Origin of the sequence: Pseudomonas sp. SJZ078 (genome assembly GCF_007828255.1) — a bacterium.
Lineage (GTDB): Bacteria > Pseudomonadota > Gammaproteobacteria > Pseudomonadales > Pseudomonadaceae > Aquipseudomonas.
The window spans coordinates 73,443-93,550 of record NZ_VIUG01000009.1 but is presented as its reverse complement, the minus strand read 5'-3'; the positions used below and the strand labels follow the sequence as shown (position 1 = coordinate 93,550).

General features: G+C 51.1%; 21 protein-coding genes and 1 pseudogene. 6 read left to right on the top strand and 16 right to left on the bottom strand.

From position 1 onward, the window contains the following. Nucleotides 1-13: 13 nt before the first annotated feature. The 12 genes from FBY02_RS11040 to arsQ form a co-directional block, all read right to left on the bottom strand. Nucleotides 14-517, bottom strand: coding sequence for an arsinothricin resistance N-acetyltransferase ArsN1 family A (locus FBY02_RS11040; RefSeq protein WP_144927235.1), 504 nt, complete (start codon nt 515-517; stop codon nt 14-16). A 116-nt stretch (nt 518-633) separates the two neighbouring features. Beyond that, the gene (locus tag FBY02_RS11035; RefSeq protein ID WP_144927232.1) at nt 634-1,443 is read right to left on the bottom strand and encodes an alpha/beta fold hydrolase; all 810 of its coding nucleotides are present in this window, start codon (nt 1,441-1,443) and stop codon (nt 634-636) included. A gap of 16 nt (nt 1,444-1,459) precedes the next feature. Then, entirely contained in the window at nt 1,460-2,719 is a 1,260-nt protein-coding gene (locus FBY02_RS11030) for a cytochrome P450 (protein ID WP_144927229.1), read from the bottom strand. Between the two features lie 58 nt (nt 2,720-2,777). Further along, nucleotides 2,778-3,434, bottom strand: coding sequence for a class I SAM-dependent methyltransferase (locus tag FBY02_RS11025; protein ID WP_144927226.1), 657 nt, complete (start codon nt 3,432-3,434; stop codon nt 2,778-2,780). Nucleotides 3,435-3,468: 34 nt separating this feature from the next. Further along, a complete protein-coding gene (locus FBY02_RS11020; protein WP_144927223.1) occupies nt 3,469-4,533 on the bottom strand; it encodes a methyltransferase domain-containing protein in 1,065 nt (354 codons plus the stop codon). A 39-nt stretch (nt 4,534-4,572) separates the two neighbouring features. Further along, nucleotides 4,573-5,418: a phosphate ABC transporter ATP-binding protein gene (locus FBY02_RS11015; RefSeq protein WP_178112110.1), complete on the bottom strand. Its 846-nt coding sequence runs from the start codon at nt 5,416-5,418 to the stop codon at nt 4,573-4,575. Beyond that, nucleotides 5,409-6,272: a phosphate ABC transporter permease PstA gene (gene pstA, locus FBY02_RS11010; RefSeq protein WP_218570563.1), complete on the bottom strand. Its 864-nt coding sequence runs from the start codon at nt 6,270-6,272 to the stop codon at nt 5,409-5,411. The genes FBY02_RS11015 and pstA overlap by 10 nt, the downstream gene beginning before the upstream one ends. Continuing rightward, on the bottom strand, nt 6,259-7,098 hold the full coding sequence (pstC, locus tag FBY02_RS11005) for a phosphate ABC transporter permease subunit PstC (RefSeq protein ID WP_218570700.1): 840 nt from the start codon (nt 7,096-7,098) through the stop codon (nt 6,259-6,261). Before pstC ends, pstA begins: the two co-directional genes overlap by 14 nt. A gap of 7 nt (nt 7,099-7,105) precedes the next feature. After that, nucleotides 7,106-7,945, bottom strand: coding sequence for a phosphate ABC transporter substrate-binding protein (locus FBY02_RS11000; RefSeq protein WP_218570565.1), 840 nt, complete (start codon nt 7,943-7,945; stop codon nt 7,106-7,108). A gap of 51 nt (nt 7,946-7,996) precedes the next feature. Continuing rightward, nucleotides 7,997-9,010 (bottom strand): hypothetical protein, encoded by a 1,014-nt coding sequence (locus FBY02_RS10995; RefSeq protein ID WP_144927217.1) that lies wholly within the window; start codon nt 9,008-9,010, stop codon nt 7,997-7,999. A 19-nt stretch (nt 9,011-9,029) separates the two neighbouring features. Continuing rightward, complete coding sequence (arsL, locus tag FBY02_RS10990; protein ID WP_144927214.1) at nt 9,030-10,301, bottom strand: arsinothricin biosynthesis radical SAM protein ArsL; 1,272 nt, start codon at nt 10,299-10,301, stop codon at nt 9,030-9,032. 116 nt (nt 10,302-10,417) lie between these two features. Then, nucleotides 10,418-11,641, bottom strand: a complete 1,224-nt coding sequence (arsQ, locus tag FBY02_RS10985; RefSeq protein ID WP_144927211.1) for an arsinothricin export permease ArsQ — start codon at nt 11,639-11,641, stop codon at nt 10,418-10,420. Nucleotides 11,642-12,023: 382 nt separating this feature from the next. Between arsQ and FBY02_RS10980 the strand changes: the two genes are divergently transcribed. Beyond that, nucleotides 12,024-12,527, top strand: coding sequence for a MarR family winged helix-turn-helix transcriptional regulator (locus FBY02_RS10980; protein ID WP_144927208.1), 504 nt, complete (start codon nt 12,024-12,026; stop codon nt 12,525-12,527). 61 nt (nt 12,528-12,588) lie between these two features. On the opposite strand, the gene FBY02_RS10975 is transcribed toward FBY02_RS10980, so the two are convergent. After that, entirely contained in the window at nt 12,589-12,768 is a 180-nt protein-coding gene (locus FBY02_RS10975) for a hypothetical protein (protein WP_144927205.1), read from the bottom strand. 400 nt (nt 12,769-13,168) lie between these two features. Between FBY02_RS10975 and greB the strand changes: the two are divergent. Together greB and FBY02_RS10960 are read left to right on the top strand one after the other, a co-directional pair. Next, nucleotides 13,169-13,498: pseudogene (greB, locus tag FBY02_RS10965) on the top strand (transcription elongation factor GreB); the annotation flags it as partial. 136 nt (nt 13,499-13,634) lie between these two features. Further along, a complete protein-coding gene (locus FBY02_RS10960) occupies nt 13,635-14,522 on the top strand; it encodes a hypothetical protein (protein WP_144927202.1) in 888 nt (295 codons plus the stop codon). On the opposite strand, the gene FBY02_RS10955 is transcribed toward FBY02_RS10960, so the two are convergent. The 3 genes from FBY02_RS10955 to FBY02_RS10945 form a co-directional block, all read right to left on the bottom strand. Further along, entirely contained in the window at nt 14,509-14,814 is a 306-nt protein-coding gene (locus FBY02_RS10955) for a hypothetical protein (protein WP_144927199.1), read from the bottom strand. The two genes, FBY02_RS10960 and FBY02_RS10955, sit on opposite strands and share 14 nt — an antisense overlap. A 250-nt stretch (nt 14,815-15,064) precedes the next feature. Beyond that, nucleotides 15,065-15,499 (bottom strand): DoxX family protein, encoded by a 435-nt coding sequence (locus FBY02_RS10950; protein ID WP_144927196.1) that lies wholly within the window; start codon nt 15,497-15,499, stop codon nt 15,065-15,067. Between the two features lie 100 nt (nt 15,500-15,599). After that, nucleotides 15,600-17,021, bottom strand: a complete 1,422-nt coding sequence (locus tag FBY02_RS10945) for a transglycosylase SLT domain-containing protein (protein ID WP_144927193.1) — start codon at nt 17,019-17,021, stop codon at nt 15,600-15,602. A 235-nt stretch (nt 17,022-17,256) separates the two neighbouring features. Between FBY02_RS10945 and FBY02_RS10940 the strand changes: the two genes are divergently transcribed. The 3 genes from FBY02_RS10940 (at nt 17,257) to FBY02_RS10930 (ending at nt 20,096) form a co-directional block, all read left to right on the top strand. Further along, nucleotides 17,257-18,063 carry a TatD family hydrolase gene (locus FBY02_RS10940; protein ID WP_144927190.1) on the top strand — a complete coding sequence of 269 codons (807 nt, stop codon included), beginning with the start codon at nt 17,257-17,259 and terminating at the stop codon, nt 18,061-18,063. Nucleotides 18,064-18,269: 206 nt separating this feature from the next. After that, the gene (locus FBY02_RS10935; RefSeq protein WP_144927187.1) at nt 18,270-19,751 is read left to right on the top strand and encodes a methyl-accepting chemotaxis protein; all 1,482 of its coding nucleotides are present in this window, start codon (nt 18,270-18,272) and stop codon (nt 19,749-19,751) included. Nucleotides 19,752-19,889: 138 nt separating this feature from the next. After that, nucleotides 19,890-20,096: a hypothetical protein gene (locus FBY02_RS10930; protein ID WP_178115353.1), complete on the top strand. Its 207-nt coding sequence runs from the start codon at nt 19,890-19,892 to the stop codon at nt 20,094-20,096. Nucleotides 20,097-20,108 lie beyond the last annotated feature (12 nt).

The window sequence follows — 20,108 nt, the reverse complement described above, 5'->3', positions numbered from 1 at the left end:
GTTGCTTGTCCTTTCATTCTGGTTGATTGGCTGGAAAAAGGTGTTCGACGATCACGCAATCAAGCCAGCGGCCTTCAAGACAGGCGTGCTTTTCATAGACCCCAACCTGTCGAAAACCGCAGGAGCGGCAGAGCGCAAGACTAGCGGTATTGAAGGTAAAAATTCGTGATAGCAGTTTCCAGAAACCACGTTTCTCGGCCTCTTCAAGAAGAGACAACAACAGCTGCTTTCCTATGCCTCGACCACGTACGTCACGGCGTATGTAGATTGAGAAATCAGCGATTCCGCCATAACAGGCCCGTGCTCGATAACTGCTCAAATTTGCCCAAGCGACAACCCGCCCCTCCTCATCCACATACACCAAATAGGGGTAACGCTCCATTGAGTTGATCCGGCCGAGGATCTCCTCAGCTGTACGCGGTAACGTCTCAAAGGTCGAGGTACGATCCTCAATCCCCTGGTTGTAAATCTCTGCTACCGCTGCAGCATCATTAGGCTGGGCTAAGCGAATAGGCATCTATGTTTCATCCTTACGGTCGTCTGCCGCGAGTCTAGCTCTACTCCTAGAGCTTTAGGGGGATCCCTCCCCGGCACATCTCAAAATAAACACCATCACTGCAACAGACAGGTGATTCAGCCGCCCAAGAAATCAAGCAGTATAGGATTCAACCATTCTGCTTCTTCCAGATGCAAAAAGTGACCTGCCCCTTTCTTTGTCACGATCCGACAATCAAAAATCTGCTGTCCCATCCATTCATAAAACTCGGGTCGAAAAAAGCTAGCGCTGCCAGACACCAGCAACGTCGGCGATTTTATGTGTTTGAAGAGATCCCGCCAGTCAGTCACATTATTATTGATAATCATATTGGCCGCTGAGAAGCTAGATGCCAACTTCGCAGTCGCGATCACTTCTTCCCTTTCGGTAGGTGAAGCGGTCTTCAACATACTCGAAATGAAATTAGCGGTTTCAGTTTCACGAGTTAACTCGGGAATAAATCGCTTATAAAGGTTGGTGAGTGGCCGGACATCTAATTCCGCATTACTCCAATCAATCATCATCGACGACGTTCCAAGTACAAAAGGGATTTCGTCGATAAATACTAATTTATTGACCCGCCCTTCACCAAAGAGGTCTATATAGTTCCAGATAACGGAACAGCCCATAGACCACCCGACTAGGCTAACGCGCTGTAACCCCTCATGTTCCAATAGCTCATGAAGATCCATGGCGAGACGACTTATTCGCCCGCCCCGAGTAACCTTGGCGGAGCGGCCATGCCCCCTCAAGTCTGGAGCTAACAGTAGAAAGTCATCGCATAGGTAATTCAGCTGGTATCTGAACGTAGAAGCACTGGACGCCCAACCATGTATAAAGAGAACCGGTTCGCCCTCTCCCAAGCGGTCATAATCAATGGTAACACCATCATTCGTCACATACTGCATAACCACTACTCCAAAGCTATTTCAAAGGAGATGCTTCTAACGTCTGAATACCCTTAAATATTGAATTATCACGCCATTTCAAAGTATCAATATCTATATTAAGACTTGAAAACCGTGCAAGCAGCTCTTGATAAAAAATGCGTAACTCTAAAAGAGAGAGCATCCGACCGATGCACAGATGTGGCCCGTAGCCGAATGAGAGCGCTTGATTCTCCTTCAACTCGGGACGTACCAGTTTAAAGGAGTCCGGCTCAGGAAATACTTCTGGATCTCGGTTGGCTGCCCCCATAAACAAGATAACCAGGTCTTGCGGACTAATACGGACGCCATCGATCTCAATCGCTTCACGCGCCTTCCTGGCAGTTCGGTTAACAGGAGGGTATATCCGCAACGTTTCCTCCACAAATGAATCGATCAAGCTTGGATTTTCCCTAAGAGTGCCTTCTATATCCGGGTTCTTTGCGAGAGCCATAAACGTATTGAGAATCAAATTTGTGGTAGTCTCAAAGCCAGAAACAATAAATAAAATAATATTCGACAACGTAGCATGCAGTTCTTCCCGAGTAGTTCCATCTCCATAAATCTCAATAAGACGCGCTGTCAACGTCTTATCGAAATTCGCGGGACGATTTTCCAGGCTCCCCATAAGTAAATCGCAGAACTCCATAAGCACATCATATGTCGGCTTAATACAACCTGGCGCTCTGCCAGCGCTACCTACATAAGTAGAAATAACATCCGAATACCGCTGAAGATCCTTCAACCGATTTTCGGTAAGCTCGCCCAACCCCATAATTGACATGATAATTTTTGCTGGTAGAGGAAACGCTACTTCTTGATAGATCTCAGTAGCACTGTTGCCCGAATCAAAAACATCTAACGCACTCGCAACCTGCTCACGAATAAGTGTTTCGTAATCTGCTAAGGCACGAGTTGTAAACAACGGAATTAACGAGTTCCGAGCCTGTTTATGCTTCTCACCATCATTATTCAACATCCATATTGAAAGCATCTCTCTGATTTTTTCATCATAAAAAAGCTCATCACCACTGGGAGACTCTACATACCTCTCCACCGTCAATGCTGGATCTCTTAACAGCTTCCTAACGGTGTCATATTTGAAAGCAACCCAATATTTTTGTTGAGCATCATAAAAAATGCCTTCGTTCTTATGCCACCATTGGAACGTAGGATAAGGATTCGCTCTAAACTCATCTGACAAAACATTGTAGTGAATGGCAGTCTCTGGTGATCGGATCGAACTGAGAGTATTCATTGTGATTCTCCATAATCCTAGTAGCGGTTAAGCTGAAAACAGTAATTAAAACACTAACTTATCGGACGCCTAAAGCATAAAAAACGTCAAAACCACCAGCGGCCCCTACGACGCTACCACAACATTTTTTACCCACCATCCCGGTGGTATAAGATGAGAAACCGGCATTTCTCATCCAGTCCTCAATCTGCATGACACTGAACCCCGGCCAACGATCATGCTGTTCTTTTTGAAAGTCGAACTGAGTGTGTTCTATTAAGTCGGTCACGATCAGCTTTCCGGACGGTTTCAAACTTTTTTTAGCATCAATAAAGAACTGTGCCGGCGAGGTCAGGTGATGAAGAACCATGTTTGTTACGATTCCGTCAAGCTCAGCTTCCTGGGCAGGAAGTCCATTCTCTTCAGCAATACGCATTTCAACTTTACCACCTAAGTGTGGGTTCTTTTCTATTTCAGCAAGCATACTAGGGCTAATGTCCGCAACTATTACTTTACTCAAACCATTTTCCAGCAAAGCCTCAGTCAAAAAACCAGATCCTGCACCAAAATCCATGACGATATCTGTTGCCTGAAACTTACCTAAATCGACCACATAGGAGCGGACATCATCCGAAAAATATGTCTTCCGCTCCTCACTCCAATGAGCTGATCTTTCATTAAAAAAAGCACGAGTGGACGTTCCGTTAACCGATTTTTTTTCAGGACTCACAGACATGACTAACTCTCCAATTCAGCCAGATATTGAATGACTAGCAGCACGAGCTTTTGGCAGGCGCTTGATTAACGGCCTCGGAATCCAAAATATAAAATGGGCCGTCAGATGAAATCAGATACCGATCAGCAACTGACAGCGTATCAGGAACACCGCGACGGTACATTTTCCCACTATCCCCAACAATGGCTTTTGAAGGCCCTTTGTACATAACCTTTGGAGTATCAACACCACAACTTTTTAGTGGCTTTTCACCTGTCACAGTAATGGAATAAAACTCAAGCTCTTCGATAATTTTTGCGGGATCATCATTTCTGACTTCAATTGTGATTCCCACGAAACCAGTAGTCTCCAGACTTGAATAGAACTGCTGCTCCTGAAGTACACCCGCGTAACATGCCGACCAGAGCATCGCATCATTTTTTACCACCTCCGGCACCGGGATATTTGAAACGTTATCCGAAATTGCAAACCGCCCCCCCGGCTTCAGTACACGGAAGATTTCCTGAAAAACCAGGTTCTTATCTTTATCTGCTAACAGGTTAATGACGCAGTTTGAAATGACCACATCAACACTGTTATCCGCAATGAGCGTTTTCTCATGGCGTAGCTTATCAGCCAAATCTTGATATTTTTGAATACCAACTACATCACTTGGCGCATTTGATCGCAGATAATCATTTGCTTGGTCAAGGTCAAGGGCCAGATCGTGCGCAGATCCCATGCGAAATGCCAATGGTGCGGCTTCCACGCTGGCTGAGAATTCAGGCAGGGCTTTACGAGCAATGCTGAGCATAGCGTCGTTGAAATCGATACCAATAACTGAACCTGAAGGGCCAGCAATTTGAGCTGCGATATAGCAATTCATACCGGCCCCACAGCCCAGATCCAAGACGACATCCCCTGGACGGATGTACTTGGTAGGATTTCCGCACCCAAAATCTGCTTCAACCACCGTTTTAGGCACTTTTTTCATAAGATTTACATCATATGCTTCACTGCAGCAGACCACTTGGGTCTGAGACGCAAGGAGAGCATCTGCGCGCTTTTCAGCCAGGGCAGCGTAATCTTCGCGGACGGAAATTCCGATATGATCTGTCATTTTCTTACTCCTGCTTATACCGCTGATTAAATTAATAAATTATGCAAGCGCACCACTTATATAACTAGCAGTGACAACGTGCTGTGGCTTACTAAACAATGACTCTGTTGCCCCACTTTCGACAATTTGGCCTGAGACTCCATTCATCCAGAACATCACGCAATGATCAGAAATCCTGCGTGCCTGAGCTAAATTGTGAGTAACTATAACGATAGTGCACTGCTCTTTTAGGCTCGCTATAAGCTCTTCGACCTTCGCACTGGATAACGGATCTAGAGCACTGCAGGGTTCATCCATCAGTAAGACATCCGGGCTTAAGCAAAGCGCTCTTGCGATGCAGAGACGCTGCTGCTGCCCTCCGGACAGTCGAGTAGCAGGTTTATTAAGGTCATGCTTTACCTCCTCCCACAAACCGACTCTGCGCAACTGAACCTCCATCGATGCGTGAGTTTCTTCGGCGCCTCGGAAACCTGCTTGGTAGAGCGCTATTTCTAAATTACGCTTAATCGTTGTAGGAAACGGATTCGGCCGCTGGAATACCATTCCAACGCGGCGACGCAATTCGATAACGTCATGCCGCTCCTCAAGGATATTTTGCGAGTTATAATTAATTCGCCCTGTTACAGAACAACCAGAAATGAGATCCACCATTCGATTCAGACAATTCAAAAAACTCGTCTTTCCACACCCTGATGGGCCTATCAAAGCTGTAATTGCCCCTTTGGGAATATTTAGATTAACACGAGACAATACTGACTTATTCGAATAAGCCACGGTCAAGTCACTGACTTCAAACGCGAGGAGGGGAGTGACCTCTGCATTGACATAATCGCTCGCACCATTGCCATCGATAAAAGAGCGGCTGAACTCTAATTTTATAGACATTCTATATCCCCTCTCTGACGCATCCATAAATCCTTCATCGCAATAGTTAAACAATTAATCAAAACGATAAGTACAATCAGGATGAAAGCAGTGGCATAAGCATTGGAGTCTCCCCCTGTAACATTCATCGACAAATCGTAAATATGAATGGACAACGAGCGTCCAGAGTCGAGTAGCGAAGATGGCATTCTATCTACGTAACCACTCGTAAATATAAGGGCTGCGGTTTCTGCAAGTGCCCTGCCTACTCCGATCAATAAACCTACAGTGACTCCTGGCAGCGCTGCCGGCGCTAGTATCCGGAAGATCACTTCCGTTTTATTCATCCCTAGCGCAGCCCCCCCGTAGCGATAAGTATTGGAGATTGACTGCAGCGACTGTTCAGTCGACCTTATAAAAATTGGCAACACCATGCACGCTAAGGTCAGCCCTCCTGAAAGAATTGAAAATTTCAACCCTAATAGATCGCAAAACAATATATTTCCAAACAATCCAAAAACGATAGAGGGGATGCTCGACAATACTTCCAGGGTTGCTCGAAAGCTTCTTCCAAGCGGGGATGCACTGGGGAGATATTCTGCCAGCAAGATAGCTCCTCCGAGCCCTATAGGTATAACAGTACAAAGACACACAAATAAGATGAGCACGGTCGAAACCAATATGGGGCCAATACCTCCACTCCTCCCGCTATCGCTTGGCGGCTGGGTAATGAACGCCCAATCTATTTGTGATACTCCATTTATCAAAATATCCGCCAACATGGCGACGGAGACACAAACAATTAAACCAGCACAACCCCACACTACGGCCGTCGGCAATGTGCCAGTTTTCGTCGGAAGTTTACGATATTTCACGCATCACCTCCTTGGGATTAAAGAAACTCGACATCAAGACGAGTGCAATCACCAAAAGCATCAGCGCAAGTCCACTCGCAAATAGCGCCGACCTATGAACATCTGCTGCATAAGCCATCTCTAATGCGATATTTGCAGCCAATGTCCTAATCGGATCAAAAATAGTGCTCGGGATTTTTACAACGTTCCCTGTAACCATTAACACCGCCATTGTTTCGCCTAGTGCGCGGCCTAAGGCTAACGTCACGGCCGCGTATAGTCCTGCACGCGCCGACGGAAGAACGACACTAAAAATGATTTTTTCCCTCGAAAGCCCTAAAGCAGCCGCTCCACTTATTATGGAGGCAGGCACACGCCCTATACTCTCCTTTGCGATTAAGCCAACAGTGGGGATGATCATCAACGCAAGTATCAAAACCCCTGCTAACAAACTTGCACCTGGTGGTTTAACTTTATAGATGATCGGCGTGACTGCCATCAATCCCCACAGCCCATATACAACTGATGGAACACCTGCGAGCAACGCGAGCAACTGCTCAAAAAATCTAGCTGCCCATCTGTCGCCGTAGAAATTGCAAAAAATCGCTATGCCTAAACCTATCGGTGCTGCGATCACTATCGCGCCTACGCTCACCAACACCGTCCCCATAATCATGGGTACGAAATTATAAAAACCTGAATCTGGATTCCACGTTTTGTCGGTAAAGACTCTTTCAATCCCTATTGACTTCATAAAACTGTACGATTGGTCAAATATAAAGACCAACATCAAAAACATTATAAAAACACATGTCATGCCGCACACGAGGAAGCAGATCGTTGTCACTCCGTTTCTACTTAAGGGAGACAAAGTACTGCTCCTCAACCAGATCTTTTACTGCGGCTGACTGGACATAGTCAATAAAATGCGACACTGCGACACTGGGCTTCCCCTTCGTCACTAAATTAAGTGTCCTGGAAAGATCATACTTCTTGTCGGCTACATTCTGTGTAGAGGGCACCTGCCCTCCCAGTGAAATCAATTTAAGCGCAGTTCCTGAACGCTCGCTGTATTCTGCGGTTCCGATCGAAACGTACCCTATCGCGCCAGGGCTGTTCGCCACGGTTTTTATACCCTGTTCGTTCTCACCAATTACGATATTTGCCTTGATATCTGCCGGTTCAAGATTCATGAACTCCGCAAACAGTTCCAGGGTAGAGCGCCCACTGGCCTTGTTGACAACCGTGATAGGCATATCCGCCCCACCAAGCTCCTTCCAGTTGGTTATTTGTCCAAGATAGATATTTCGTATTTGCTCTTTCGACAATTCCTGAATGGGGTTCGACTTATGGATAATGACTGCGATGCCGTCACGGGCTATCGGGTAGTCAGTAAGTTCACGCTCTGATGCTTTTAGATCACGCGAAACCATTCCAATATCTGCGAGACCGCTACGAGCATCCGCAACCCCTCGGGAGGAACCACCTGATTGAACATCAATTTGAACGTCAGCATTATCACGCTCGTAGCGCTTCGCAATTTCTGCGACCAGAGGCGCTATAGTACTGGAACCTGATATTACTATTTTTTCACTGACCTTCTGGGTTGTATGGGCCTTACTCACATAAACTGCTGCTGCTACTGCCATCAGCGCCATTACCAACGACCACTTTATTTTCTGTGCGATAGCCATAAAACGCCCTTATCTTTTTCGTCCGTTGATTTGAGATTTGAGTGCCTACCACTAACAACAATTTCCATCATCTGATGCGCAGCAACTCCCTTGATCAGTCAAAGGCTTAACACCCTTTGTGACAGCAGGATCTCGTATCGCTGGCGTATTGCAGTCGAATAAAAGAGCTCTCTCTAATGGAGGTGCGTTATAACAAGGCAGGCCGACAAACTCCCCCTGATAGGGAGCTCTTAATAGGAGGTTATAGGTTTTAGCACAAACGGCGGTTCTCACTCCTCTGCGATAAACATGGCCGTCATCGTCACAGACCTGAAGCCAGGGGCCACGATATAAGACGGCATGCCCCTGCTCGAAACAAGGCCCGGACTTCCCTTTATAAGCATTAATCACGAAAGGTTTAAGTTCGACACCATTGGTGATCTGCAGAGGAAGATCGCTTAATTGATGGTAAGTAATACCATGAAAGCCTTCCTGTTCCAGCAGTTCGGAGATAGCAGATTCAGTAGGGGCTTGTACGATTGGATATGATCTTACAGGCCCTATCTCCAATCGATCATGACGCTCGTCAGCCAAGAGTACCAGCATCATCAACGTACCGTTTCGATTTAGTACCCGGTAACACTCACTTAGTAACTTTTTCGTTTCGTTGGGCTCAACACCATTCAGAGTGAAGCAGACGTAAAGCCTGTCATGATTTTCTGACTTGGCAAGAGGATTCTCGCTTGAAAGACGCTTGATCTCTTTTTGCAAGCGAATCAGGTCGTGATAGTCCGCAATATTGGACGAGCGCAATAACTCATCGGCAACCTGAGGATTTTCGCTCCAATCAACTGCTGGCTCGGCTATAAGCGGTTTAGCACCTGGCTGTAGGTTCCGTATTGCAACTTGTAACTCCTCACTTCCCTTATGCCCTACCAGCATGGGGCTCAACGCCGAACAAATAAATTTTCCGACAAGGGGTTCCAGCGTCTCCCGCCAGTTGGATTGTAGACTCAGATCAAAACCACCAACCCCTTGACCTGCAATTTTCAAAGCTGCTTGGCGCAGCGCGAGCGACTTGTTCATAACTCACCAAAGTCCACTGTTAGCATTTGAGGCAGCAGCGTTTGAAAACTCCTTCTTCAACTGGAGTCAGACTTTGGGCATACAACGTATCCAGTCGACTATCAGGATGTTTCCAGTCAAAATGAAACTCGTGCTCTTCGAGTTCTAAACTCTTAACACTTTCATTCTGAAGCAGCGGCGAACCTTTGTAGAGATGGAGCCTGGTTTCATATTGAATCGGGTCGACTATATCTGCCAGCTGATTCCTTTCGACGAAATCGTGAAATCCTGCGATATCCTCCAGCCCCACCCAAGGGTTGAACATAATAAAGGTGGGATTAACCTTAATATTCAGCGAAAGCAAAAAGGCAATGGACTCTTCGATCATATCCATATCCATTTCCTTTACAACCTGATCCAATACTTCTTGTTTTGGAAACTCAAGCGCGGTGGTAATGAATGCCAATCCCAAAGAAACCATTTCCTTGATGGTCTCTTTATTTTCCAGTATATGATCGACACGCGTAGTGAAATCATATGTCAGACCTGGGTGTTTCTCATGCAGTCTGCGCATTATGGCTAAGCCGTGGTGCTTGGCATTAAAAAAATCCGCATCAGTAAAGGTAAGATGAGTCATCCCCTGCTCTACTAACGCATCCGTGTCTCGCTCTACTAACTCACTAGACACCATCAACACTTTACCGTCGTAAGCAGCGTAGACAGAGCAATACGTACACTTATGATGGCACCCACGGGTTCCCTCAATACCACCTACGATCTGTTTCGAACCGAGAAGTTTATCGATTTGGGGCTGAGGGTACTTAAAGAGCGGAGGCGCTATCTCACGCTTCGGCAATCGAAAATTGTTTCTCTCTAAAAAGGGAACGACTATTTCCTTCGACTCAAGCTTTTTGATATCTACTATGCCCGCCAGGCTGGCATCCTGGCCATTGAGCCTTTTTAGCAGGTTCACCAGAGGAACTTCCCATTCCCCTACTATGGTGTATTCACTATATTTGCCAGTAAGACGTTCGGCGTTGATGGTTGCGTATTGGCCGAAGAAAACCTTTATCGCTTTAGGATTCCACTCACTGATTTTATCCGCAAGTTGTATACCCGCCTGCAACGAATCGAATAACGGAACAGAAATGCAAACTATATCCGCGTCAGAAAACATCGACTCGACTAGCCCCTCCACATAGACATCAACCAACTGCACATCAAAACCTGCATCGATAAGTGCCGTAGCCGCAGATATCGCGGTAAGAGGTTGGTAACCACCTTCAAATGTTGTTGCCACTATTAATTTCATTTCCATACCCCCACGCAATTGAGGTTAATATCCATACAACTCATACATTGCAAGTAATTTCCGACACAACTGTACGTGCCTCCTAACAAGATCAGGAGGCAGCATTTATTGTTTTGCTAGAAAGATAGGGCGGTTATCACACACAAGGCACAGAGGCCTATAAAAGCTTGAAAGATCGAGGCGCCTGTTATTGTTTTTACATAATTTATGGTGCTGCCATTCGCAAATGCGTCATTTCGCACTAACCAGTAAAAACTGTCGTTAGGCAAAATGGCTACAAACGATCCCAGGCAGATCGCATACACAACAGGTATCAAGTCTATTCCTGTGTTAGCCAAGACAGGGGCGAGTATCGGAGGAAGGGCTGAAAATGTTGCCAAGGATGATCCATTTATGATCTTAAAAATAGCCGCAACTGAAAACAGCCCGATCAACATTAGCGATGCGGACTTTACACCCGTGACTATTTCGACGGCATATCCGGCAGGCACAACACGCGCAAGCATGTGCCCTAGCGCGGACGCACAACCAATTATAAATAGAAGATTAGCTGTTCTTCTGATTGTTGAATCAAGCATGGGCTTACGGTTTTCTTGCTTAGTCAGCAGGTAAGCCACAATAGCTGATGTCAGAAGTGCACCGGCTGGAGCGGTAAAAAAACCAATGATCGGAACTGTGGAGAGTTTACCGAAGTAGCCAGTGAACAAAAGCGCAAATAGCAATGCGAGAGGAAACAGTAGCCTGGACGAACTAGACCAATGAAAGTCCCTACCCTCGCTCGGGGAGGCTTCTATGGCATCCGAATGGTCGCCTACCAAGCGGAGCCAAATCATGCCCGCCACAAAAGTCGTCACCATCAGGATTAGACCCAGCACAATCAATCGATGATCTTCGACGTTTGCCCCCACACCGAGGCCGATTATCAGCGGCCCGGCAGGTATCAACAACTTGAAGCCACTGTAGCTGCCGACCGCGATCGCGGTTCTATAACGACCAGCCAACGGAGATAGGGCCGCATATGCGGTGTCAGGGCATACCATCCCTGCCCCCATTAACGGAGACATTACGACCCCTGCCTTACCGAGGTAAAGATCCTGTCCATGACTTAACCAGGCAGCAAGGTAGAAGGCGCTGAGAAGCACAATGCAAAAGTAGCCGAGGTTGTTCCCATATCCTGTGATCAACACAGAGACTATTTCGCTGTTCCCCAGCCCGCCCACTAACCCCAGAGCGACAGTCAACACGATCATAAAAACAGGGAACGGAAGGGAGAAAGCCTTGGCTATCGAGCTACGAATTGAGGAGGGGGCGGACTGGGCACTGAGTTCCAATTCGGACATGATCGCTTCCTTGCACGATTCGATGATCTACCCAGCGATTACGCTAGGGGCACGTTTTCTGCGTATTCAAAACAACCCAGCATGAGGTCGAAAATCGGCAGACTGCAGGAAGTGACATGATTTTCCGACGATTCTACCGGCCCATGCACGATGGGTTTTCCAGCATTCGTTCTGTTATTTTTTGCGGAGGATTCGGTTAGAAATCTCTACACCTCCCCCCTAAGCCAGAATCAATTGGCGATCAATCGACCTCGCCGAACACGTTTGTTGGTACCTGCAACTAATATAGGGATCCAATTTGAGAAATGTCAACCCCCGTATTGGTGGTTGCAGCTAAACCCCTTGAAAGCTACTGTTGGTAGTAACAACAGAAGAGAAATTTATGACCCAGTGCACCGATACCGACCTCATCAGTGATGCTGAAAATCTATTTGAGGCAGTGAATCAGCTCGTACGCGTCTATCAATTTAGAGACAGAGACCGAATCTGTTGCTATGACGTTTCCGTCACTCAGTGCTACGCCGTAGAGACGCTGATCAAACAGGGGCCATTACGAATGCAGGCATTGGCGGAGGAAATGTTTCTTGATAAAAGCACGGCGAGTCGGGTCATCGATACTCTTGAACGCAAAGGCTACGTCGAGCGATCTGTTGATCAGGAAGATAAACGGGCCATTCAGATACGAGCCACAGAAGCGGGTGAAGAGCTTTATCAGAAAATCCGAATCGACCTTGTAGCCGAAGAGAGCGCGATGATCGCGAATCTTTCACCGGAGGTCAGAAAAGCCTCCTTAGCACTCATCAAACAGCTCACCAGGGCGGCGGAAATCCGCTGTGGTCTAGTAAAAAGCTGTTGCCCCACTCCGTCAAAGGTCAGTTGTTCATAGTGCGATCATCGCAGGGCTTACCCTATTCAAGTTTCGCTATCGAGCGCATTGTGGAGGAAGGTCAGTTTAGCGTTGCTCCAAACCCAAACTCGTCGAGCGTCACGAAGACCACTGTTTCGTAAGGCGAGATTACTGAACCGCAGAGTTGATGTGGGCGAGCATGCGCTGAATCGACAGCCTTCAATCGTTTCGGATGCTCGTCGATGTCTGCGGCCAGCAAGTCCAGAATCTTGAGCATCATCAGATCACCTCTCGACAATTCAGGGCACTTCTCTATGGCATGGAGTTCATTTGACGGAGGACGAGTCGTTAAATCGGAATGCCGTGTTCAAGCCGACCGATCAGGTCAATGCAGGCAATGTGTCTCGCCAAGACTGTCCTTTGTGGAGCTTGGTCGCCAGGTATCTCAGATGAGAAATCAGCAACCCGCTCTCAGTAATAAGTGCAGGCAATCTAACTTCCCGACCCGTTTTGTCGTTCCGGTACCTCGCCTTTACCTTCAGTACGTAGGCCATTTTCGCATACTAGATATTATGTAGTTAGAGGTACTATTCATGCTCTCTCTGAAAAAAGGAAGGGTTTTTTTTGAGGAAAAGATGGGGTTTAGGGGATAAATAGTATGTTTTGATGTGGGGTTATAATACACCTACGGCAAGAAAATGCTTCGGGAAATCGATAGCCGCGTCCGTTTCCTCACCAAGCGCCTCGAAGCACTCAAAGTTGTCAGCGAAAAACCCAGCGACCCGAACAAGGTGTATTTCGGCGCCTGGGTCACGGTCGAGGATGAGGACGGTAACGAGGCCCGCTATCGTATCGTCGGGCCCGATGAGCTGGATCTGAAACAGAACCTTATCAGCATCGATTCGCCGCTGGCGCGGGCACTAATCGGCAAGGCACTGGACGCTGAAGTCAGGGTGCAAACACCGACAGGCGAGAAGCTGGTCTATGTCGTGGACATCACTTATCCATGACCCGCCGATAAGACCCGTCCGCCTCGAAACATCCCAGCAAACTTGATCCTTTGACAAGATGACAGCGCTGCGCAGAATGAACGGCGCGCGCTGCCTCGCGCCTTTCGCTCAAAATATTATTCAAGGATGAATAATCATGAAGGCTACCCACCATGGATTGGACTGCTGGATGTACAACACCCCCCAGTTATACAAACTGCGTATCGACGAACTGATTCTGCCCGGCACCCATGACTCCGGCGCGGACAAAAAAGCCCCCAACCCTACGCTGCCCCAGGAAAAAACCCAGGACGTACCGATCATCGAACAGATCCTGGCAGGCTTTCGCGTGCTCGACCTGCGCGTGGTGTTCTCCGCCAACGCCCCCGTCGGCAGTGACAAGCGCTTCCAACTGTTTCACCACGCCTCTTCTGGACGCACGGTGGGCGGTGACGTTCTGGCTCCGTTAAATGATTTTTACGATGACCCCGAGTACAAGGCCACGAGGGCAAAGGAAATCGTTATCCTGAACTTTCATAAATTCAAGCATTTCAACCGGGCCATCCACCAGGAGTTGCACAGCCTGATCGATTCGAAAATCGGACAACGGCTGATCCCTCGGAAGTGGCGCCGTTCAACGCTGGAAGATATATGGACCCATCGTCCGGAGAGAACCGTTGTGATTTCCTACAATCACCACGTCAGGGCAAAGTACTGGAAAGGTGTGGAGCATCAATGGAGCGGTAAAAACCTGAACTCCACCGCTGCCTTGAAGGCATTCATGGATGAGCAATCGGCCAGGCATAAACCCGACTTCGTACTGCGCTCGATACAATGCGCCAAATACGCATTGCCCTTTCATCTTCCCGATGACTTCAGTAAAAAGATAGATGAGTGGTTCGAGTCCAGGGACAGTAGCAGCTATATTCAGCGCTTCTACATCATCAACACTGACTGGTCGACCCGCAGCCGGATTGTATTCAACTGCATGCATGCCAACGGCCTCAAGGCGTTGGCCAAGGCAGGCAGCCTCAGCGCCGGGTGATCAGCCCTTGCCGCGCCACGCGGGTCAACTGCCGGATCATTTCAGGAGCATCCGCCGCGCTGGGCGACTGGATGACCGCCAGATCGAAGCTGTCGTTGGCGAAACGTGCCAGGGACTCGCCATCTTCGACAAACTGAATCAGGAACGCTGCGGGCCCGTGGCTGCGCCGCGGCCAGCCGTCGAGATAACGCAACAGCGTTGGCTGATGGGTACCGCCCAAGATGATTTTTGGATTGCGTTGAAGACTCGCCGTGATCGGCGCAAGACGTACAAGGGGGCTGGGTGCATTCATCGTGTCGTGTCTCTGCCTCAAAAAGTCTGCATGGCAGGTGAGAGGCAACACCGAACCAGCGCTTTAGCGGTATTTCGAAGCCTGTTTCAGGCCTCTGACGATGACTGGGTGAGTCACCTGGCGCCCCGCAAGTAGCTGTTTAAATCGGCGCATGAGCAGCATCCTAGAGAAGCCGACGGGCCAGTGTCAAGAATCTGCATTCACAAAAAAGGCCCGTACCAGACGGGCCTTCGAGGGTTCGACTCGGTGATCAGCCGGCGATGGCGCGATCGATCGACAGCTTGCCGGCGCCCTCGATCAGTACCGCAATACTCGCGGCCAGCAACGCCAGGGCAAATTCATAACCATTGTTCGCCATGAACAGGCCGTTGCCGATGTGCACGGAGAAAATAGCCACCAGAGACAGGAAGGCCAGACCCAGTGCCGCCGGACGAGCCAGCAGGCCCACGATCAATGCCAGCCCGGCAAAAAACTCGGTGCCACCGGCCAATGTGGCCATCACGTAACCAGGTGTCAGGCCGATGCTTTCCATCCACTGCGCGGTCCCCGCCAGCCCGTAGCCACCGAACAGACCAAAGAGCTTCTGCGAGCCGTGAGCCGCGAAAATGACACCAACTGCGATGCGCAGGACGGTCAGGCCGTAGCCGGCACGGGTAGACAGGATTTTATTGATGAAGGAGCTCATGGTTCATTTTCCTTGGAATGTGTGGGGTTGGCCGCCATATTAATCAGTTAAATTTATATAAAAAGCGCAAAAAATCCGTCATACAAATCTATTTACTGGATCATTTGCGCAGTGCAACCTTTTGCTCCTTCGGTTCCAACGACTCCCGCTCCCGATCAAACGCCAGATAGTATTTGTTCACACTATTAACGTAGCTGACGGCAGCCATTCCTACCTGCTCCATGGCAATGCGTTCGACCTGGAAAAACCACTGGTTGGGGTTCAATCCCCGCCGCCGGGCCTCGGCACGCATGCCCTGGACGCGCTCGGGCCCCATGTTGTAGGCGGCCAGCACAAAAGCCATGCGTTCACGCTCGTTGAGCTTGGGACTTGAAAAAAACTTGCGGCGAATCATGGCCAGGTACTTCGCACCGGCCTGGACATTGGCGTCCAGGTTCTGAATGTTGCCAACCCCGACCCGCTGAGCCGCCGCCGGAGTGATCTGCATCAGCCCAGTGGGGCCGCTACCGCTGCGGGCGCTGGGTTGCAGGGCGGATTCCTTGAAAGCCAGGGCCGCCAGGTTGAGCCAGTCCATATCCTGGGCCTCGGCATGTTTTTGCAGCACCGGGCGCAGCTTCTCCAGCCGCTGGCGGTCGGCCCGGGCCAGCGGATAATGAACCTGGTACAAACGGCGGTAGATGCGCAGGAAAGCCGCGTCCTCGTTGGACGGTGCCTTGTAGGTCGTCAGGAAGCCGTTGATGCTCGCTCTCAGCATGGCGGCGTCGCGGCGAACGAACCAATGTTCGTTATCCGGCTCACCGATCAGCAACTGCCGATCGAAACGCAGCTTGGGCAAGATCTTGCCCCAGCGTTCGGCGATGGGTTGCTCGACAATGGTCAGATGGAAAATCCCGCCCTGGACCATTTCCAGCACATCCTCCTCCGCCAGGGTGGGGTCGACCCATTCGATCTTCACCGGCGATAACTTGAGCAGCGCCAGCTTCTGATTGATCTGGCCCACCGCATCCCCCGCCGCACTGCCGTTGGGCAAGGCCAGGGTTTTGCCGGACAGCTGCTCCACCCGGGTGTAGCGCTTCTCCCCCTTGATGCCCACCAGCATCAGCGGCACGCCGCTGCGAATCGGATCGCTGGCACTGACCGCGTGACTGGCCAGGGGCTCGAGCAATTCGCCCGGCGCGACAAGGTCGCCCTCTCCTCGCTGCAGGGCACCGAGCAATTGGTCCTTGGCCTTGGGAATGATCTTGAGGGTGATTTCCTGGCCATCCCGGGCGTGGCCGTTGAGGTAGTGTTCGAATGCCCGCAAACGATGATATTCGACGCCGATGGGTTGCCCCTGGACTTCCCCGGAGCTGTTGCGGCTTTGGTTGACCAATACTTTCAGTACGCGACTGCTGCGGATCTGCGCCAAGTCGCGCACCGTCCCCGGCGCCACAGCCTGCACCGGCCCAGGCAGCCGTGCCTCGGCCGGCATCGGCAGCAGCAGTGAGCAGCACAGCAGTAGCAACACCTGGGGACGTGTCATCCACTCTCCGGAAGGAATACCGCGCCCCCGCCTTCCTGAAAAAAGAGGCTTGGGTCGACAGAAACAGAGCACCTGGGCGCTGAAAAGTGCGCAAGACTGGCACAGCGATGGCTTTTATACCAACCCGACCTGTCTCGTGGCCTCAACAGACAGCCTCAACTCGTTGTAGTTCTTGGCTTTTCTTATAAATCTACAGCTCTGATATGCTTTCCGGCCTTTGGGCCGAGGTAGCACCATGCAACTCATCGATATCGGCGTCAACCTGACCAACCCCAGTTTCGCTGACAAACACCAGGCAGTGCTTGAGCGCGCCTATGAAGCGGGGGTCTGCCAATTGGTATTGACCGGCACCAGCATCGAGGGCAGCGAACAGGCGCTTGAACTCTGCCAACAGCTGGATGAGAGCGGCGAACGCCTGTTCTCCACCGCCGGCATCCATCCCCACAGCGCCAGCGACTGGACCGCCGACAGCGCCCGGCACCTCAAGGACCTGCTGAAGCAAAACCGCATCCGTGCGGTGGGAGAATGCGGACTGGATTTCAACCGGGACTTCTCCCCTCGCCCACAACAGGAGAAGGTCCTGGAAGAACACCTCGCCCTCGCGGCCGAACTGCAACTTCCGGTCTTTCTTCACGAACGCGACGCCGACCAGCGCTTGTTGGAGATCCTGCGAGATTTCCGCGACCGTCTGCCGGCTGCGGTGGTGCATTGCTTTACCGGTGAGAAGAAGGCGCTGTTCAACTACCTCGACCTGGATCTGCACATCGGCATCACCGGCTGGATCTGCGATGAACGCCGGGGCACGCATTTGCATCCGTTGGTACGCGAGATCCCTCGCGGGCGGCTGATGCTCGAAAGTGATGCTCCCTACCTGCTACCCCGCACCTTGCGCCCCAAACCCAAGAACGGTCGCAACGAGCCGGCCTACCTGACGGAAGTCTTGCGGGAAATCGCCTTGCATCGGGGTGAAACCCAGGAAGAGCTGGCGGCTCACAGCACAGCCTGCGCGCGGGCGTTTTTCGGGTTGCCCACGATCTCCTGAATCCATATCCCTTGTGGGACGAGCTGCTCGCGATAGCAGTGTGTCAGCTTGCAAGTCAGTGGCTGACACTCCGCTATCGCGAGCTGGCTCGCTCCCACAGGAGAACTGCGTTGCTTGTTGACCCACATCAAAACTTCAGTCTCCGAAATAGCGGCAGAATAATGGCACCTTGCCAAAACTGTTTCCGCTATCAGAGAAGACCTTCCATGGGTGCCTGGCTTAGCAACATCTCGCTGAAATACAAATTCTGGGCGGTCAACGCGGTCGCCTTCGTGACCACCTTGCTACTCGTGCTCTACGCGGTGCAGCTTGAACAACAGGCCCGCAATCAGGCGGCCCGGGAGAATGCCCAGGCCCAGGCGCGCCTGCTCAGCGCCTGGCCGGCCGGGCAAGCGCTGCCCAAGGCCGATAACCTGCTGGCTTTCCAGCAAGGCCAGGCGCCCACGTTCAACGCTCAGTCGTTGCCTTCACTGGCGCAGGCGCAGGGCTGGGTCGATCTGGATCTCAGGCCGCTCATCGGTCATCAGCCGTTGCTGGGCGCTGAAGTCATACAACGCGGCAACGGCCAACAACTTGCCGTCCTGGCGCAGGGTGCAAGCCTGAGCCAGGTGTTCGGCGAACGTTTCAGCCAATACGCCGTGGCGGTATTCGTATTGATGCTGGCCATGCTGGGCGCGTCGCAGCTGTTGATCCGCTTCCTGTTGAGCCAGCTCAACACCCTGAAGGACGTGATGCTGCATGTGGAGAAAACCGGCGATCTGTCCGCCCGCGTTCCCCTGGCCTGTGAGGATGAAGTAGGCCAGATGGCCGCCGCATTCAATGCCATGCAGGCCGGTTATCAACGGGTGGTCGATACCGTGGCCAGCACCGCCCGCCAACTGGACAGTGGCGCGGCACGATTGGCCTCGAGCATGAGCGAGGTTCGCCACGGCATGCTTGGGCAGCAGAGCGAAACCGATCAGGCGGCGACGGCGATCAATGAGATGTCCGCCACGGTGTATCACATCGCCCAACATGCCGGCGCCACTCGCGACCTGTCGAAGGCCGCCGACACCCTGGCCGGCAATGGACGCGAGGTGGTCAATCGGGTGGAGCTGTCAATTACCGGCCTGTCCTCCGGGGTGCAGCAGACCGCCGAAATGATCCAGCGCCTGGCCGAAGACAGCCAGAAGATCAATAGCGTGGTCAGTGTGATCCACAGCATTGCGGAGCAGACCAACCTGCTGGCTCTCAACGCCGCCATCGAAGCGGCGCGGGCCGGGGAAATGGGTCGTGGGTTTGCCGTGGTGGCCGACGAGGTGCGCAACCTCGCCAAACGGGTGCAAATCTCCACAGATGAAATCACCACCATGGTGTCAGCCCTACAGGCGGGCACCCAGAACGCGGTGGACTTCATGCAGGAAAGCTCCTACAAGGCCGACGATTGCGTGCAGCAGGCCCGCGAGGCCGGCGAGGCACTGGCACAGATCACCGGGGCGGTGGCCCAGATGCGCGAAAGCAATACCCAGATTGCCGTCGCGGCCGAGCAGCAAAGCCAGGTGGCCGAGGAAATGAACCGGGCGGTGGTGGGCATTCGCGACGTGACTGAAAACACCGTGCGCCAGACCGTGGATTCGGCCACCACCAGTCATGAACTGGCGACCCTGGCGGGCGAACTGAGCAAGGCGATCGGGCAGCTCAAGCTTTGAAAAACCCGGACCTGCCAAGCTTTTCCTGTGGCGAGATTTCATAGTCACCTATCGCGTCCATAGCCAACCGCGATTCGCCGCACTGCCCCGCCGTACCTATTCTTGTATCAATCGATGTCAGGAATAAGGAACCGCATCATGCACAAACGTCACTCCACCCTTGGAGGCTGGCAATGGCACGCGTTCAACCCGACCCATCTGGTGTTGCAGCTGATCGCCGCGCCCTTGCTCATCATCGCATCGTTGCTGATCATCTCGGGCGCGCTCAAGCTGAACCTGGCGGACATCAGCATTGGCATCATCGCGGTATTCGCCTCGCTGGGACTGTTACGTCAACCTCACTGAACGCCCATGTAC

What these genes read in the sequence shown, in the direction of transcription:
- FBY02_RS10960 (WP_144927202.1), top strand. Translation starts at nt 13,635, where the DNA reads ATGAAGGCTACCCACCATGGATTGGACTGCTGGATGTACAACACCCCC.
- FBY02_RS10940 (WP_144927190.1), top strand. Translation starts at nt 17,257, where the DNA reads ATGCAACTCATCGATATCGGCGTCAACCTGACCAACCCCAGTTTCGCT.
- FBY02_RS11015 (WP_178112110.1), bottom strand. Translation starts at nt 5,418, where the DNA reads ATGTCTATAAAATTAGAGTTCAGCCGCTCTTTTATCGATGGCAATGGT.
- FBY02_RS10945 (WP_144927193.1), bottom strand. Translation starts at nt 17,021, where the DNA reads ATGACACGTCCCCAGGTGTTGCTACTGCTGTGCTGCTCACTGCTGCTG.
- FBY02_RS11025 (WP_144927226.1), bottom strand. Translation starts at nt 3,434, where the DNA reads ATGTCTGTGAGTCCTGAAAAAAAATCGGTTAACGGAACGTCCACTCGT.
- FBY02_RS10930 (WP_178115353.1), top strand. Translation starts at nt 19,890, where the DNA reads ATGCACAAACGTCACTCCACCCTTGGAGGCTGGCAATGGCACGCGTTC.
- FBY02_RS10995 (WP_144927217.1), bottom strand. Translation starts at nt 9,010, where the DNA reads ATGAACAAGTCGCTCGCGCTGCGCCAAGCAGCTTTGAAAATTGCAGGT.
- FBY02_RS11020 (WP_144927223.1), bottom strand. Translation starts at nt 4,533, where the DNA reads ATGACAGATCATATCGGAATTTCCGTCCGCGAAGATTACGCTGCCCTG.
- FBY02_RS10975 (WP_144927205.1), bottom strand. Translation starts at nt 12,768, where the DNA reads ATGATGCTCAAGATTCTGGACTTGCTGGCCGCAGACATCGACGAGCAT.
- FBY02_RS10950 (WP_144927196.1), bottom strand. Translation starts at nt 15,499, where the DNA reads ATGAGCTCCTTCATCAATAAAATCCTGTCTACCCGTGCCGGCTACGGC.
- FBY02_RS11040 (WP_144927235.1), bottom strand. Translation starts at nt 517, where the DNA reads ATGCCTATTCGCTTAGCCCAGCCTAATGATGCTGCAGCGGTAGCAGAG.
- FBY02_RS11035 (WP_144927232.1), bottom strand. Translation starts at nt 1,443, where the DNA reads ATGCAGTATGTGACGAATGATGGTGTTACCATTGATTATGACCGCTTG.
- FBY02_RS11030 (WP_144927229.1), bottom strand. Translation starts at nt 2,719, where the DNA reads ATGAATACTCTCAGTTCGATCCGATCACCAGAGACTGCCATTCACTAC.
- arsL (WP_144927214.1), bottom strand. Translation starts at nt 10,301, where the DNA reads ATGAAATTAATAGTGGCAACAACATTTGAAGGTGGTTACCAACCTCTT.
- FBY02_RS10980 (WP_144927208.1), top strand. Translation starts at nt 12,024, where the DNA reads ATGACCCAGTGCACCGATACCGACCTCATCAGTGATGCTGAAAATCTA.
- FBY02_RS11000 (WP_218570565.1), bottom strand. Translation starts at nt 7,945, where the DNA reads ATGGCTATCGCACAGAAAATAAAGTGGTCGTTGGTAATGGCGCTGATG.
- FBY02_RS10935 (WP_144927187.1), top strand. Translation starts at nt 18,270, where the DNA reads ATGGGTGCCTGGCTTAGCAACATCTCGCTGAAATACAAATTCTGGGCG.
- arsQ (WP_144927211.1), bottom strand. Translation starts at nt 11,641, where the DNA reads ATGTCCGAATTGGAACTCAGTGCCCAGTCCGCCCCCTCCTCAATTCGT.
- FBY02_RS10955 (WP_144927199.1), bottom strand. Translation starts at nt 14,814, where the DNA reads ATGAATGCACCCAGCCCCCTTGTACGTCTTGCGCCGATCACGGCGAGT.